General features: G+C 71.9%; 13 protein-coding genes. 6 read left to right on the top strand and 7 right to left on the bottom strand.

Annotated features, from left to right (window positions below):
* The first annotated feature begins 311 nt into the window (after positions 1-311).
* Complete coding sequence (locus BMW88_RS25600) at positions 312-1517, top strand: AGE family epimerase/isomerase (RefSeq protein ID WP_089954878.1); 1206 nt, start codon at positions 312-314, stop codon at positions 1515-1517.
* 19 nt (positions 1518-1536) lie between these two features.
* Here the strand turns inward: BMW88_RS25600 and BMW88_RS41115 are convergent, their stop codons facing one another.
* Positions 1537-2097: a hypothetical protein gene (locus BMW88_RS41115; RefSeq protein WP_143116238.1), complete on the bottom strand. Its 561-nt coding sequence runs from the start codon at positions 2095-2097 to the stop codon at positions 1537-1539.
* Positions 2098-2117: 20 nt separating this feature from the next.
* Between BMW88_RS41115 and BMW88_RS25615 the strand changes: the two genes are divergently transcribed.
* The 3 genes from BMW88_RS25615 (at position 2118) to BMW88_RS25625 (ending at position 5258) form a co-directional block, all read left to right on the top strand.
* Positions 2118-2783: a response regulator transcription factor gene (locus BMW88_RS25615; RefSeq protein ID WP_089954885.1), complete on the top strand. Its 666-nt coding sequence runs from the start codon at positions 2118-2120 to the stop codon at positions 2781-2783.
* Between the two features lie 11 nt (positions 2784-2794).
* Positions 2795-4060, top strand: a complete 1266-nt coding sequence (locus tag BMW88_RS25620; protein ID WP_245778047.1) for a HAMP domain-containing sensor histidine kinase — start codon at positions 2795-2797, stop codon at positions 4058-4060.
* Positions 4061-4745: 685 nt separating this feature from the next.
* Positions 4746-5258, top strand: coding sequence for a histidine kinase (locus tag BMW88_RS25625; protein ID WP_089954890.1), 513 nt, complete (start codon positions 4746-4748; stop codon positions 5256-5258).
* A 186-nt stretch (positions 5259-5444) separates the two neighbouring features.
* Here BMW88_RS25625 and BMW88_RS25630 read toward each other — a convergent pair whose 3' ends face one another.
* The 4 genes from BMW88_RS25630 to BMW88_RS25645 all read right to left on the bottom strand — a co-directional run bounded on the left by BMW88_RS25630 (position 5445) and on the right by BMW88_RS25645 (position 9213).
* The gene (locus BMW88_RS25630; protein ID WP_089954892.1) at positions 5445-6272 is read right to left on the bottom strand and encodes an extensin family protein; all 828 of its coding nucleotides are present in this window, start codon (positions 6270-6272) and stop codon (positions 5445-5447) included.
* A 170-nt stretch (positions 6273-6442) separates the two neighbouring features.
* A complete protein-coding gene (locus BMW88_RS42880; RefSeq protein ID WP_218148208.1) occupies positions 6443-7345 on the bottom strand; it encodes an SRPBCC family protein in 903 nt (300 codons plus the stop codon).
* A gap of 9 nt (positions 7346-7354) precedes the next feature.
* The gene (locus BMW88_RS25640; RefSeq protein ID WP_089954894.1) at positions 7355-7876 is read right to left on the bottom strand and encodes a helix-turn-helix domain-containing protein; all 522 of its coding nucleotides are present in this window, start codon (positions 7874-7876) and stop codon (positions 7355-7357) included.
* 74 nt (positions 7877-7950) lie between these two features.
* On the bottom strand, positions 7951-9213 hold the full coding sequence (locus BMW88_RS25645; RefSeq protein WP_089954896.1) for an NAD(P)/FAD-dependent oxidoreductase: 1263 nt from the start codon (positions 9211-9213) through the stop codon (positions 7951-7953).
* 175 nt (positions 9214-9388) lie between these two features.
* Here BMW88_RS25645 and BMW88_RS25650 point away from each other — a divergent pair, with 175 nt between their 5' ends.
* Entirely contained in the window at positions 9389-10867 is a 1479-nt protein-coding gene (locus BMW88_RS25650) for an FAD-dependent oxidoreductase (protein ID WP_089954899.1), read from the top strand.
* On the opposite strand, the gene paaZ is transcribed toward BMW88_RS25650, so the two are convergent.
* Positions 10864-12885, bottom strand: coding sequence for a phenylacetic acid degradation bifunctional protein PaaZ (paaZ, locus tag BMW88_RS25655; RefSeq protein ID WP_089954901.1), 2022 nt, complete (start codon positions 12883-12885; stop codon positions 10864-10866). The genes BMW88_RS25650 and paaZ overlap by 4 nt on opposite strands.
* A 346-nt stretch (positions 12886-13231) precedes the next feature.
* Between paaZ and BMW88_RS25660 the strand changes: the two genes are divergently transcribed.
* Positions 13232-14773 (top strand): LuxR C-terminal-related transcriptional regulator, encoded by a 1542-nt coding sequence (locus tag BMW88_RS25660; RefSeq protein WP_281249445.1) that lies wholly within the window; start codon positions 13232-13234, stop codon positions 14771-14773.
* Between the two features lie 78 nt (positions 14774-14851).
* On the opposite strand, the gene BMW88_RS25665 is transcribed toward BMW88_RS25660, so the two are convergent.
* Positions 14852-15505 carry a hydrolase gene (locus BMW88_RS25665; RefSeq protein ID WP_089954905.1) on the bottom strand — a complete coding sequence of 218 codons (654 nt, stop codon included), beginning with the start codon at positions 15503-15505 and terminating at the stop codon, positions 14852-14854.
* Between the last annotated feature and the right edge of the window lie 158 nt (positions 15506-15663).

Below are 15663 nucleotides of genomic sequence, written 5' to 3' on the forward strand. Positions count from 1 at the left end.
AGAAAACCGGTCCGCCACCGCACCCTTCGACGCGTGCCTCCGAACGGCCGGGAAACCGTTCATCCTTCTGCGGGTCCACACATCGGGACGAGCTTTCCCGCAGTCCGCGACCTGTTCATCCTCGTGAACATTCCTATTCGCACCGCCGAAATCCGGCAGGTTCACGTATCTGATCGATCAGCAGCGCCTTTACGCTGTTCAGCGCCCCGCGACAAGGGGAGGGATTAATTTTTGACGTTCCTTGTCAGGCCTTGATCAGATCTGGCAGTGTGGCGCCGGGCGCAAGGACACGAAAGGGACTGGACAGTCTCGTGAACCTGTCTCGACGCACCCTCCTGGCGTCTGCCGCGGCCACTCCCCTGCTCACCGGAACCGGGCTCGCACTCGGTGCGGGCGAAGCGGTCGCTTCGCCCGCCAAGCTGCGCGGCGCACTCGACTACGGCCTCGCCAAGCTGAAGGCGGTCGCACCGGGCATCACGTCGTTCCCGGAGATCACCCGGTTCGAGAAGTGGACCTACGTCGCCGACGGCGGCTGGGTCGGCGGTTTCTGGCCGGGCACGCTGTGGCTCGCCCACCTCGACAGCGGCGACGCGCGGTTCCGCGCGCTGGCCGAGGCCGCGAACGAGCGGCTGGCGCCGCGCCGGCTCGACCCCCGCGACCACGACCTGGGTTTCCTCTTCTCCCCCTCCTGGGTCACCGCCCACCGGCTCACCGGCGGCACCAGGTGGCGCGACGGCGCGATCGAGGCGGCGGCCACGCTGCTGCAGCGCTGGAACCCGGCCGGCAGGTTCCTCCGCGCGTGGGGCAGGCTCGGCACGCCGGACAACGCGGGCCGCGTCATCATCGACACGATGATGAACCTGGACCTGCTCGCGTTCGCCACCGAGCAGACCGGCGACCGCAGGTTCCTCGACATCGCGATCGCCCACGCCCGGACCACGCAGGCGCACTTCCTGCGCGCGGACGGCTCGACCCCGCACGTGTTCGACTTCGACCCGGACACCGGGGCGGCGGTCGGTCCCAACACGGTGCAGGGCTACAGCCCGACGTCGTGCTGGTCGCGCGGCCAGTCGTGGGGCATCTACGGCTTCACGACGATGTACCGCCGCACGGGCCTGCGCGAGTTCCGCGACACCGCGCGCAAGATGGCCGACTACGCGTTGTCCGTGCTGACCCCGGACAACGTGCCGGTGTGGGACTACCGGTCCCCGCTGGGCGCCCACGACGTCAAGGACTCGTCGGCGGGCGCGATCCTCGCCTGCGGACTGCTCGACCTCGCCAAGGCCACCGGTTCGGACCGCTACCGCGACCGGGCGCTGCAGATCCTCGACGGGCTGGTCGGCACGTGCCTCACCACCGCTTCGGCCCGCGCCGAGGCGGTCCTGGCCCGCGGCACCCGCAACCGCCCGGCCGAGGACGGCGTGGAGGTCTCGCTGCCCTACGGCGACTACTACCTGTTCGAGGCGATCCTGCGGGTGCTCAAGCCCGCGCAGATCGCCAAGGCCATCGGGCTGTAGCCCCGCCGCACGGCTGCCTTCACTGCTCGATCACGCGCGCCGTCGGCCCGTTCGTCCAGGTGGCTTCCAACCGGGACAACCGGCCGGCGGCGGTGCGGAAGTTCACCACCAGCGGCCCGCCGGGCTGTTCCACGGCCACCGACCACCCGTCCCCCGGGGTGGCGGACAACGCCTCCACCCCCGTCGGGCGGTACCGCACGACCACGTCACCGCCCCGGAGGTGGAAGGCGTGGACGTAGGAGCCGTCCGACTGCCATTCCCCCTGCGGGAGTTGAGCCGGGGTGGGACGCGCATCCGTACTACTGGGAGGAGCCGGAACGGACGAGCTGACCACGGGAGGCCTGGTGGACGTGGGCGTGACAGGCGGGGCAGGCGGCAGGCTGAGCGAGGGCCCCGCGTCGGGCACCGGGACGCTGATCGAGGTGACGGTCGGCATCGGCAGCACACCCGGACCTGCCGTGGCGTCCACCGCCGCCACGGGCGCCGGTGCCATCGCCGACCGGATGCCGAGCCAGGACAGGCCGATGGCGACCGCGGTCACCACCGCCCAGGCGGCCAGGTACCCGATCGACCGTCTCACCGCGAGGACCCTCCCCTAGCATGGCATCGGTACTGCTGGTCGAGGACGACCCGGTGGTGCGAGCGGCGGTCACGCGCGCTCTCACGGGCCAGGGCCACATCGTGCACGGTGTCGCGCTCGCGATCGAGGCCTTGCGCGAAGTCACCGCCACCGGCTACGACGTCGTGGTGCTCGACCTCGGGCTCCCCGACCTCGACGGCGGCGACGCGCTGCGGATGATCCGCGGCGTCACGAACACCCCGGTGGTGATCGCGACCGCTCGCGACGAGGAGGCGGAGATCATCCGCCTGCTCAACGCGGGCGCGGACGACTACCTCGTCAAACCGTTCTCCAGCGAGCACCTCGAGGCCCGCCTGCAGGCGGTGCTGCGGCGGGCCCGCGACAGCACGCAGCTCGTGGTCGGCGGCCTGGAGATCGACGTGAGCCTGCGCCGGGCCGTTGTGGACGGACGCGAGCTCTCGTTGACGCACAAGGAGTTCGAACTGCTCTCCTACCTCGCGGCCCGCTCGGGTGACGTGGTGCCGCGGGCCGAGATCCTCGCGAACCTGTGGCCGTCCACCCGCGACGACCAGACGCTCGACGTCCACCTCTCGTGGTTGCGGCGCAAGCTCGGCGAACGGGCCGCACAACCTCGCTACCTGCACACGGTGCGCGGCGTCGGCGTGCGTCTGGCCGCGCCGAGGTGAGGCGGTCACTGGTGCTGGTCGCTCTCGCGGCGACCAGCATGGTGGCGCTGGCGTTCCTCGTGCCGCTCGCGATCGTCGTGCGCAACGCCGCGTACGAGCGCGCGCTCGGCGAAGCCGAGAAGCAGGCCACCGCGCTCATCCCGGCACTGGTGATCACCACGAAGCCCCAGGAGATCCGCCAGGCCATCCGGAGCACCCAGTACGGCGCCCAGCAGCGGCTCGCCGTGCACCTCAACGCCCAGAACGGCACCTATGGCACCTCGCACATCACGGCGAAGGACCTGGCGCAGGCGCAGAACCTCGCGACGGCGTCCACGGTCGAACGGCCGGACGGCGTCGCCTACCTGCAACCGCTGGCCACCAGCGCGGACGGGATCGCGATCATCGAGGCGTTCGTGCCGCACGAGCAGCTCACCCGCGGCGTGATCGGCACCTGGTGGGCACTGGCCGGTGTCGCGGTCGGGCTGGTCGCGGGCTCGGTGCTGGTCGCCGACCGGCTGGGCGCGCGGGCCGTCGAGGCGACCAGGGCGCTGGCGGAGGGCGCACGCCGGATGGGCGCGGGTGACCTCTCGGTCCGCGTGCCCGTCACGGGACCGCCGGAGGTCGCGGAGGCCGGCAAGGCGTTCAACGCCATGGCCGAACGCGTCCGGCACCTGCTCGCCGCCGAACGGGAAGTGGTTGCCGACCTCTCGCACCGGCTGAGAACACCCCTCACGGCCCTGCTGCTGGACGCGGACGCCCTCGGACAGGGGTCGAGTGCGGACCGCATTCGCACGGCCGTTCAGGGGCTCGAGAGAGAGGTCGGCGAGATCATCAAGGCCGCCCGGTCCGGCCTGCGGGCGGACGACCGCGACACCGACGCGGCGAGCGTCGTCCGCGAGCGGCTGGTGTTCTGGTCCGCGCTCGCCGACGACCAGGACCGGCCGTGGACCGTGCGCGGCGCCGACAAGCCGGCCCACGTGCCGCTGGCCCGCACCGACCTCACCGCCGCCCTGGACGCCTTGCTGGGCAACGTCTTCCGCTACACCCCGGAGGGCACGCGGTTCGCCGTGGCACTGGTGCACCAGGCCGATCTGGTGGCACTCGTGGTCGAGGACGCGGGTGAGGGCATCGCGGACATCGCACGCGCGGTGCGCCGCGGCGCGAGCGGCGGCGGCTCCACCGGCCTGGGGCTCGACATCGCCCGCCGCGCCGCGGAGAGCACGGGCGGCTCCCTCCACGTCGACCGCGGGCCGCTGGGTGGCGCACGCGTGCAATTGAGGCTCCGGAGGCTTTAGGGCCCGAGCACGGGCCGGACGAGAACACCGCCGGCGGCGTGCGGACCGTGGGACGGGTCCGACGCCGCCGGCGGGCACCGGCCGGCTGCTGCGCACCGCTGCCGCACCACCGGGCTCCGAGCAGGAGGAGGAACCCGGTGAGCGGTGCGCGCTCGCCTTCCCACACCGGTGAAACGAGGTGGACCAGCCGGGGCTCTCGGCGCCAGGTGTGGGGACCGGCGTATTCGGGGAGGTCGGTGGATCTGTTCTTCGATCTGGCACGAAGTTAGCCGACCGCCGGGCGCCGCCAATCCACCGTTCAGACGATTAATCCGTCTTAAATATATTTAAGTCGCCGGTCGGCGGTTCACGTTCCGCGCATTTGGATCGGGAGAACCAGGCGGTACCGGATGTGACGATGACCACGCCGCCCGCGGCACGCGCGGTCCGGGCGACGGCCGACGGCGACCGGGACACCGGCACCACTCCCCGCCTGCGGCGCTGGGCCACCACGGTGACGGAATGCGCGAACACATCTACTCAGAGTGAGCGTGACGCCCTCTCACCGTAACCCACGCGTGACTTTTGACGGGTGAGTCAACCAGGCCATTGCTTCCTCCGTATACCCATGTAGATTCCGGCTCACCGCGACGGCCGTTCGAGTGACCGTCGTCGGATCGCGCGCCGCACGCGAAACGGAGGCAGCATGCAGGCGAACGCCCAGACCGCCCAGGTCGACGACCTGACACTCATCGCGGTGCCCACCGCGGTGAACTGCGCGGATCTGTTCGTGCGCTTCACACTCGGTGAGTGGCGCCTGCGCAACATGATCGGGGAGTGCTCGGCCGTCGCGTGCGCGCTGGTCGAGGCCGCGGTCGAGTCCGCGGACCCCAAGACCTCGCGGCTGATCACGCTGCGGCTGCGGCTGACCGGCGAGTACCTCGTCGTCGAGCTGGAGGCCGCGCGGTTCACGATGCCGCCGACCGCGCCGGATCTGCGCACGGGCGAGCTCCAGCTCGGCGGTGGCGTCAAGCTGATCTGGTGCGAGCTCCCGCTGCCGACCGGGGTGAACGCCACCGCGGTGCCGCTGCCCCGGCGCGAGAAGCGCCGCTCCCCCGCCGCCGAGGCGCTGGGTGACGAGCCGGACGTCGATCCCGAGCTCATCCAGCGCATCCTCTTCGGCCTCGGCGGGTCGATGGGCGGCGGACCCCAGCGGTAACCGGTTCCACGTCCAAAAGGCGCATCCCGACGTGGGTGCGCCTTTGTCGTGTGCACGTCCGGGAATTCAGCGAACCGGCATCCCGCGCATTCTTCGAATGCCGGAGAAACGTGTCGGCGCGAGCGCGCGAAAGGCCGGAGCCCCGGGAGAGAACGGGCTCCGGCCTGGCCGTGACGACGAGCGGGATCAGATGTTCTGGTTCGCGAAGCCCTTGGTCGCGATCTTCGACAGCATCGACTGCCACACCGACGAGCTGGTGTGCGGGTCGCCGGTCACGCCCAGGGCCGACTTGAGGCCGTTGAACGCGCTGGTCGTGTTCGGGCCCCAGATGCCGTCGATCGCGAGGCCGGCGCCGCGGAAGTTGTTGCACACGGCCTGGACGAACTTGGTGTCGGACTCGGAGTCCTTGACCGCGCGGACCGGCATGCCACCGAAGTCGGCGTGGATGTGGTCGGCGTGGTCGGCGTTGTACCAGCCGTCGAGCACGTAGCGGAACCGGCGCCGGCACACGGCTTCCGTCGCGAGGTAGCGCTTGCGGACCGACGCCGTGCCCGAGGCGTGGGCCTGGTCGAGCGGCGAGATCGTGGTGCCGCCGGACCAGCGGACGTGGTCGAGGTCCATCGCGGTGCCGGCGCCGTGCTGGCCCGGCTTGTCGACGTAGAAGCCCGCGGAGACGATGTAGCTGATCGAGCCGTAGCTCGACGACAGCGAGCGCAGGTCGCGGATCCAGGCGACGAGCGCGTTGTAGAACGCGTCGGTGGCCTGCCAGTTGCGCGCGGTGGTGTTGCCGCGGTTGGACCGCCAGTAGTAGACGGGCGTTCCATCGATCTTCTGGAACGTCATCATGGCCAGCGCGCCGACCTCGGCGGCCTTGATCTCGGCCTCGGTGTGCTGGTCGCCCGTCTTCGGGTCGGCTCCGGCGAGTCCGGGAGCGATGGTGGACAGACCGGCCAGACCGGCGACCGCCGCCGCGCCCGTGACGAAGCCGCGCCTGGTGACGTTGTTCTCGAACACCCCGGATCTCCCTCTGCGTTCTGGCCGGAGGGGACAGGGGGAAGGACCTGCCTCACCAACCGGCGCGAGGGAGTCTATGGATCTCGCCTGCCCCGGGGAATGCGGTCTGACCTGCGTTTTTCCTTTGCCTTTACCGCTGCGGCCGCCCGTGCCGGACGCGCCGCACGGGGTCAGCCGACCGAGCCGAGCACGCGGATCAGGTTCTTCTCCGTGTCGGTGCCGAGCTTCTCCAGCGCGAGCTTCGCCACCGGCGCCCCCAGCTTCGCCAGCCCGGTGAACTCGAGGTGGGCGCGGTAGGCGACCCTGGTGGTGCCGGGCGCCGTGGCGGCGGTGACCGAGATGTCGTCGGTCGCGGTCACGACGTCGTTGCGGCCGACGAACCGCAGGCCGTCCGGGTCGTCGCGGGTCAGCTCGTAGACCAGCTCGGTCTTGCGGCCGAGGAACGTCGACACGGTGCGCCAACGGGATCCGGCCCCGACCGGTCCCTCGTCGAGGCGCGTGCAGGTCACGGTGGCCGGGTCCCACTGCTCGGAGCGGGAGAAGTCGCGCAGGTACCCGATGACGCCCGCGGGCGAGGACGCGACGGTGAAGGTGCGCTCGACGTCGACGCCGGACGTCTGCTCTGCGGTGAACGCCTGCGGCGCGAGGCGGAGCCGGTAGCCGTCGAGGAGCTCGGCCTGGCTCTCGGCCCGGCGGGACAGCCGCTCCAGCCGCTCGGCGCCGAAGCCGGGCAGCCTGAGCAGCGTCCGCCACATCGCGGCGTTGCCCTCGATGCTCAGGCGCAGCCCCTCCAGCTCGAGGACGTCGCTCAGCGGCGAGCGGCCCAGCACCCGCCCGTTGAGCTTGAGCCGCCCCGCCTTCTCCGTCAGCCAGCCGATCGCGGCCTTGTGCGGCCGCGGCTCGACGCCGGCCTCGCGCATGACGTCGAGCAGCTCCTTGCGGTCGGACTCGATGTCGTCCGCGAGAGCACGCAGTTCGGGATGCGTGCGGCTGATGCGGCGGGCGAGCTCGGTGCCCGCCATCGCCCCCGCCAGGTGGTCGTTGAGGTAGATGCCCAGCAGCTGGGAGTTCACACGGGTGGGTTACCCCTGGTCAAACCTGGGGTCGGCCGGACCGAGCTGGTACCCCTGGTTCCACAACGTCTTGATGACGAGGCCGAGCGGCGCGATCCGCCGCCGCAGCCGCATGATGTGCAGGTGCAGGGCGTTGCTGGTGTCGCCGTCCTTGCCGGGCAGGCAGCGCAGCAGGCTCTCCCGGGTGGTCAGGGCGCGGAAGTGGCGCAGGAGCTCGGCGACCAGCGCTCGTTCGGTCGGTGAGAGCACCACCGACCGCGAGCGGAACCGGAGGATGCCGGACGCGTCCAGCTCCGGCACGGCGTAGCGGGCGGCGCGGGCCCGCAGCATCGCGATGCGCACGGCGAGGTCCTGGTGGGGCACCGGCGCGCGGACCCAGTCCTCGCGCAGGTCCGTGAGCACGGGTGCGGGCGCGTTCTTCTCCAGCACCAGCAGGCACAACGTGCCGTTGCGCTGGCACGCCTCCCTCGCCGCCGCCTCCCCGGGCCAGCGCACGACCTCGACGGGCAGTTGGTTCACCAGGTTCGACATCCGTCCACTTCCGCTTGTGCGCCACGGAGAGCACCGACCCAGCATTCGGCAGTCGTGGACGGTAGCGACGAGTGCTATTTCCGCTCTATCGCACGCGTCGGCTCCAGGATGATCGGCTGCGCACGCCTGCCCGTGACGATGTTCCAGGCCCACTGCGTCAGCACCGCGATCCGGTTGCGCCAGCCGACCAGGAACGCGATGTGCACGCCTGCCCACGCCACCTTGCCGATGAACCCCTTGAGACGCAGCTTCTTGATGTCCGCGACGGCGTCGCCGGGCGAGATCGTGGCCATCGTGCCGAGGTCGAGGTACTTGAACGGCTTGTGCGTCCTGCCCTCCAGGCGCGCCTTGATCACCTTCGCGACGTGGTGGCCCTCCTGGATCGCCGGCTCGGCGATGCCGGGCAGGTCGTCGAGGTTGGCCATGTCGCCGACCGCGAAGATGTCCTCGGTGACCGAGCAGTCCGCGGGGTTGACCAGGATCCGGCCCTTGCGGTCGGTCTCGGCGCCGGTCGCCTCGGCGAGCTCGCGCGACAACGCCGAGGCCTGCACGCCGGCCGCCCAGATGATCGTCCGCGCCTCGACGCGGTCCCCGTCCTTGGTGGTGAGGCCCTTGTCGTCGATCGACTCGACCATCGCGCCGGTCATCACGGTGACGCCGAGCCGTTCCAGCTTCCTGCGGGCGTGCTCGCGCAGCGGCGCCGAGAACGGGGGCAGCACGTGCGGCACCGCGTCGAGCAGCGTGATCTGGATGTCACGCGGGTCGATCTCCCGGAACTGCCCCTTCATCGCCCGCCGGGCCATGTCCGCGAGCTGCCCGGCCAGCTCGACGCCCGTCGGGCCCGCTCCGACCACCGCGAACGACAGCCACTGCTTGGGGTCGTCGGCCGACACCGCCGTCTCGAACGCCCTGAGCAGCCTCGACCGCAGGGTCACGGCCTGTTCGAGGGTCTTCATCGGCGGCGCCGACTCGGCCCAGTCGTCGTGCCCGAAGTAGCTGTCCCGCGCTCCCGCCGCCACGACCAGCGTGTCGTACCCGATCTCGCGCGACCGGCCGTCCGGCAGGTCGACGTGCACCAGCTTCGCGGTGGTGTCGAACCCGGTGACCTCGCCCAGCAGGACCCGCGCGTTCCGCTGCTTGCGCAGGATCGCCCGGAACGCCGGCGCGATGTCTCCCGCGGGCAGCAGCGCGGTGGCCACCTGGTAGAGCAGCGGCTGGAACAGGTGGTGGTTGGTGCGGTCGATCAGCGTGACCTCGACGTCGGCGCGCTTCAGGCCGCGCACGACGCCCAGGCCGCCGAAGCCACCACCGACGACGACTACTCGGTGCTTACCCATGCCGGTCGCATACCCACTGAACGCCGGGCATATCCGGGCGAGGACGCGCGGGCTGCGACCGGGTGACCTCCACGCGGCGCGAAGGGCGGGCCGAGGAGGCGGTGCACCGCCGGTGCCGCTCGTCACGCTCGGCTGACCACCGCATACCCGTCGTCACCGCCGGGTATCCGCCACCATGACCACCACCGCTGACCAGTCCCTGTGGCTCACCGCCCTGCCTGCGGAGCCGCGCCCGCCCCTGACCGGCGCGCACACCTTCGACGTGGCAGTGGTCGGCGGCGGCATCACCGGCCTCACGACCGCGTTGCTGCTCAAGCGCCGCGGCCTGTCCGTCGTGGTCCTGGAGGCGGGCCGGGTGGCGTCGGGCGTGTCGGGCAACAACACCGCCAAGGTCACCGCCCTGCAGTCCACGGTGTACTCCCAGATCCGGCGCAAGCACGGCCTCGCCGCCGCCACCGACTACGCCACGGCGTCCCAGGCTGCGGTGAACGAGGTGGCCGCCATCGCGGCACGCGAGAACATCGACTGCGACCTGCGCCGCTCCCCCGCCGTCACCTACGCCTACACCGAGGGCGAGGTGAGCGACGTCGACCACGAGCTGATCACCGCGCGCCAGGTCGGCCTGCCGGTGCGCGGCAACACCGACGTCGACCTGCCGTTCGAGGTGCACGCGGCGGTCCGGCTCGACGACCAGATCGCGCTGCACCCGGTGAAGTACCTGCGGGGCATCGCCGCGGCGGTCGAGGGCGACGGCTGCCGCATCCACGAGAACAGCCGCGTGCTCGACGTGAGCGGCAACCGCGTGTCCACGGAGGACGGCCACGTCGACGCCGAGAAGATCGTGATCGCCACGCACTACCCGACGCTCGACCGCGGGCTGTACTTCGCGCGTCTCGAGCTCACCCGCGCCTACTGCATCGCCGCGCGCGTGAAGAACCCGGCGCAGGCGCTCGCGATCAGCACCGGCAGTCCGTCGTGGTCCATCTCCGCGCACGAGGACAAGCTGGTCCTGGCCGGTCAGAGCCACGCGACCGGCAAGCCGGCCGTGGAGCCGTTCCGCCGGCTGGAGGACTTCGCGCGGAAGCACTGGCAGGTCGAGGAGATCACGCACCGCTGGTCGGCGCAGGACCCGACGTCCTACGACCACCTGCCGATGATCGGCAGCTACACGCCCGGCAACACCACCCTCTACACCGCCACCGGGTACATGAAGTGGGGACTGACCAGCGGCACCTTCGCCGCCTCGCTGCTCGCGGACCTCGTCACCGGCAAGCCGCACGAGCTGGCCGAGCGGTTCAGCCCGCACCGGTTGTCGTTGAAGTCGTTGCCGGATCTGGTGAAGAAGAACGCCGAGGTCGCGGTGCAGATGGTCGGGGACAGGATCATCCCCGCCGACGCCACCTCCAGCGAGACCCTGCCGCGCGGCCACGCCCACGTGATCCGCGACGGGCTGGGCAGGACCGGCGTCTACCGCGACGACGACGGGCAGTTGCACGGGGTGTCGATGCGCTGCACGCACCTCGGTTGCTTCGTGCGGTTCAACGCCGCCGAACGCAGCTGGGACTGCCCGTGCCACGGGTCGCGCTTCGACGTCGACGGCACGGTGCTGGAGGGGCCGGCGACGCGGCCCCTCCCCAGGAAGGAACCGCGCTAGCTCTTCGCCACCAGCGTGAGCACGTCGTAGCGGGCCACGGACTCGCCCTTCTGGTTCGCCACGTCGGCGTCCCAGCGCACCTCGCCGTACTCCTGGTCCTCGCGCGGCGTGATCTGCTTGACGGTCAGCGTCACCGTCAGCGCGTCGCCGGGGAACGTCGGCGTGAGGAACCGCAGGTTCTCCAGCCCGTAGTTGGCGAGGACCGGTCCGGGTTCCGGCGACACGAAGAGCCCGGCCGCGAACGACACCACCAGGTAGCCGTGCGCGACTCGCCCGCCGAAGAACGGGTTGGCGGCAGCGGCTTCCTCGTCCATGTGGGCGTAGAAGGTGTCGCCGGTGAACGACGCGAAGTGCTCGATGTCCTCCAGCGTCACCTCGCGCGGCCCGGCCACGACGGTGTCGCCGAGGCGCAGCTCCGCCAGCGTCTTGCGGAACGGGTGGACGTCCGGCTCGTGCCGCGGCGCGCCCTGCACCCAGCGGTTCGTGACGGCGGCCAACGTGCGCGGGCTGCCCTGTACGGCCGTGCGCTGCATGTGGTGCAGCACGCCTCGCATACCGCCCATCTCCTCACCGCCGCCGGCACGGCCGGGACCGCCGTGCACCAGCATCGGCAACGGAGACCCGTGCCCGGTCGACTCGGCGGCGTTCTCGCGGTCCAGCACCAGCAGCCGTCCGTGCCACGGCGCCACGCCGATCACGACGTCGCGCACGAAGTCCGTGTCGGCCGAGACGATCGACCCGACCAGCGAACCGGAACCGCGGGCCGCCAGCGCCACCGCGTCGTCGACCGTGTCGTACGGCATCAACGTCGACACCGGACCGAACGCCTCCACCTCGTGCGGCTGCACGGCGTCGGCCGGAGCGCGCAGCAGCACCGGTGACATGAACGCGCCGCGCTCGGCGTCGGCGTCCACCAGGGACAGCGCGCCGTCGCCGTGGACGACCGAGGCGCTCTCCCGCAACGCCTTCAGCGACCGGCGGACCTCCTCGCGCTGCTCCAGACCGGCCAGGGCGCCCATGCGGACCGACTTGTCGGCCGGGTTGCCGATCACCACCTCGGCGAGCTTCGCCGCCGTCGCCTCGGCCACCGCGTCGATCAGCGGGGCGGGCACCAGCGCGCGCCGGATCGCTGTGCACTTCTGCCCGGCCTTGGTGGTCATCTCGGTCACGAGCTGGTCGACGAACAGGTCGAACTCCGGCGTGCCCGCGACCGCGTCCGGCCCGAGGATGGAGCAGTTCAGCGAGTCCGCCTCGGCGTTGAACCGCACCGACGACCGGATCACGGCCTGGTGCGTGCGCAGGTGCTGGGCGGTCGACGCGGACCCGGTGAACCCGACCAGGTCCTGCGGGGTCAGGTGGTCGAGCAGGTCGCCGGCCGAACCGCACACGAACTGCAACGACCCCTCGGGCAGCAGCCCGGAGGCGAGCATCAGCTCGACCAGCTTCTCGGTCACGTACGCCGTCTGGGACGCCGGCTTGATCAGCGACGGCACCCCGGCGATGAACGCGGGCGCGAACTTCTCCAACGGCCCCCACATGGGGAAGTTGAAGGCGTTGATCTGGACGGCCACACCGCGCAACGGCGTGCAGATGTGCTGACCGGCGAACGTGCCGCCACGCCCCAACGGCTCCACCGCGCCGTCGATGTAGACCTTGTCGTTCGGCAGCTCGCGCTTCGCCTTGGACGCGTAGCCGAGCAGCACGCCGAAGCCACCGTCGACGTCGATCCACGAGTCGGAGCGAGTGGCGCCCGTGCGCGCGGACAACGCGTACAGCTCGGCCTTGTGCTCCTTGAGGTACAGCCCGAGAGCCTTCAGCAACTGCGCCCGCTGGTGGAACGTGAGCTCGCGCAACGCGGGCCCGCCGACTTCACGCCCGTACCGCAGCGCCGCACCCATGTCGATGCCCGCGGACGAGATGCGGGCGATCTCCTCACCCGTGACGGCGTCGTGCAACGGCGCGCCCTCCACGGATGGCGTGTGCCACCCACCCGACACGTAGCTGCGCAGCAAGCTCATCGAGCCAACCTCCTGGAGCGGGGGCCGACGGATCGTCATCGACCCTGAAGCGGGAAACACTCCCGTTCGAGGAGCTTTCACCGTGGTCGGCACCGTATCAGCCGGCGAGCGGACCCCGGCCGGCCTTCGCGGGCAGGTCGGTGCGGAGAACGCCGCCGCGAGGACTCCACGCTCGGCTCGTCCGGGCCAGGCGGGTGGACGCGAGCAGAGCACGGACGTTCGCGACGCGTCGCACGGTCGCAGCGGACGACCGCTGTCCGGGCCCTCCCCACTTGTTGACACATCAGCAAAATAAGCACAAGATCAGATAGACGTGACGACCGGTGCGGGAGGAGCGCGACAGGCCGTGGACGACCGGGGAACACGATCGGTTCTGGCCGGCCGGGACGAGGAGTCGCAGGTGCTGACGCGTCTCGTGGCGCAGGCACGCGCCGGCCGGGGCGGTGCGCTCGTCGTGGCCGGCGAGGCGGGCACCGGTGTGACGGCGCTGCTGGAGAACGCCTTGCCGACCGCGACGGACGTCCGGGTGCTGCGGGTGGTCGGCGCCGCCTCCGAGCGGAGGCTGCCCTTCGCCGCGCTGCACCGGCTCTGCGCGCCGCTGCGCGCGGAGGTGGACCGGCTGCCCGAGCCGTTGCGCTCGACGCTGCTCACCGTGCTGACCTGCCGGGGCGCCGACGTCGCCTTGGACGAGCAGATGGTCGGCGTGGCGCTGGTGGAGTTGCTGGCGCACGCCTCTGGTCGCACGCCGTTGGTGTGCGCGGCCGACGACTGGCGCTGGTGGGACGCACCGTCACGGCGCGTGCTGGCGTTCGCCGCGCGCCGGGTCGACAGCCTGCGCTGCGCGGTGGTGCTCGCCGTGCGCGATGGACGCGAGCACCTCGAACTGGACGGCCTGCCGCGCCTGCGGCTGGCCCCGCTGGGCGAGCGGGACGCCGCGGCCCTGCTGGACGCGCGGTGGCGCGGCCCGCTGGACCCCAGGGTGCGCGACCGGGTGGTGGTCGAGGCCCGCGGCAACCCCCGCGCCCTGGTGACACTGCCGCAGGCCGCCACCCCGGCGGCACTGGCCGGCGGCTGGGGCGCGGTGGAGGGCGTCCGCGTCGACGCGGACGCCGTGGACGAGTGGGCGCGCCGCAGCGCGGTGCTGCCGCGACCCGCCAGGGCGTTCCTGCTGATCGCCGCAACGGACTCGACCGGGGACCCGGCCCTGTTGTGGACCGCGGCGGCGAGCACCGGCGCCGAGCCCCCGGCGCCGGCCGGATTGGTGGAGGTGGGCGCGCGGGTGCGGTTCCCCCACTCCCTCGACCGCTGCGCGGTGTACCGGTCCGCGTCGCCCCGCGCCCGGCGGGCAGCGCACCGAGCGCTGGCCGAGGCCGCCGGCGCGAACGACGTCGAGCGGCGCGCGTGGCACCGGGCGGCCGCGGCCTCGACGCCGGACGAGGGGGTGGCCGCCGATCTGGCGTCGGCCGCCCACCTGGTCTGGGACCGCGGCGGCGCGGCGGCGCGGGCCGCGTTCCTGGAGCGCGCGGCGCACCTCACCCCCGACCGGGCAACGCGTGCGGCCCGTGCCGTGGAGGCCGCGGCGGCGCACTGCGACGCGGGTTCGTTCGACGCCGCCGCGGTCCTGCTGGGCACGGTCGGCCCCCACGGCGGCAAGCGCTGGGAGGAGGTGCGCGACCGCGCGACCCGCGCCCGGTCGGCGACCGACCGGCTGACCGGTCTCACCGGCCGCGAGCGCGATGTCGCCGTGCTCGTCGCCGCGGGGGCGACGAGCCGGGAGGTCGGCGAACGGCTGGTGCTGAGCACGCGCACGGTGGACGCCCACCTGCGCAGCATCTTCCGCAAGCTGGGCATCCGGTCACGTCGCGAACTCCGCGACCTGCACCCCTGAACGGGCGTGCTCCGGGGCACCGGCGGATCGGCCGGCTCCGCGGGGAGGAACGCGCCCCGCGGCGCCGACCGGGACTCGTCAGTCCTTCGCCTGGCCGAGCAGCTGGAACTCCCACGCCAGCGCCGCACCGAAGCTGCCCCCGTGGGCCATCATGATCTCCGCGACCCCCGGCACGGTGGCCTCCCGCGCCCAGTCGCGCTGCCACTCCCCGACGACCACCCCGGCGGTCAGCGGCACCACGCCCGCCTGCACCATGCGCTGCACGCCACGCTCGTGCGCCTCGGCGCTCGTGCCGCCGGAGGCGTCGGTGACGGCGAAGACCCGGTAGCCGTCGGCCAGGGCGTGGATCGCCGGGAACGCCACGCAGATCTCGGTCCACAGTCCCGCCAGGACCAGGTTGCGACGCCCGGTGGCGGCCACCGCGTCCACCACCCGCTGGTCCTCCCAGGTGTTGATGGTCGTGCGGTTGATCGGCACCTGGTCGGGGAAGACGTCCTGGACCTGCTGGAGGATGCGCCCGCCGCGCTCCTCCACCACGGTGGTCAGGATCGTCGGCACGTCGAACAGCTTCGCGGCCTTGGCCAGCAACGTGACGTTGTTGATCACCGCGACGGGGTCCGGGTGGGTGAGCCCGGCGAACTGGGCTCCCTGGTGGTCGATGAGCACCAGCACCGAGTCGTCCGGCGTGATGAGGGCGTCGAGCCCGGCGTAGCGGTCGTCGGCGACGGCCATGTGGTCCTCCTGGTCGATGATCGTTCTGCGCCCATGGTGTCGTCCGCCGAGGCGCCGTCACATCGGTAGGAACCGCCTATCCCGGGGGTGACGCCGATCACCTGGCCGCGCCGCACCGGTCATCCGCCGGAGCACGACGACCGCGACGACGAGCCGAT

The organism is Lentzea xinjiangensis (assembly GCF_900110955.1).
GTDB classification, from domain to species: domain Bacteria; phylum Actinomycetota; class Actinomycetes; order Mycobacteriales; family Pseudonocardiaceae; genus Lentzea; species Lentzea xinjiangensis.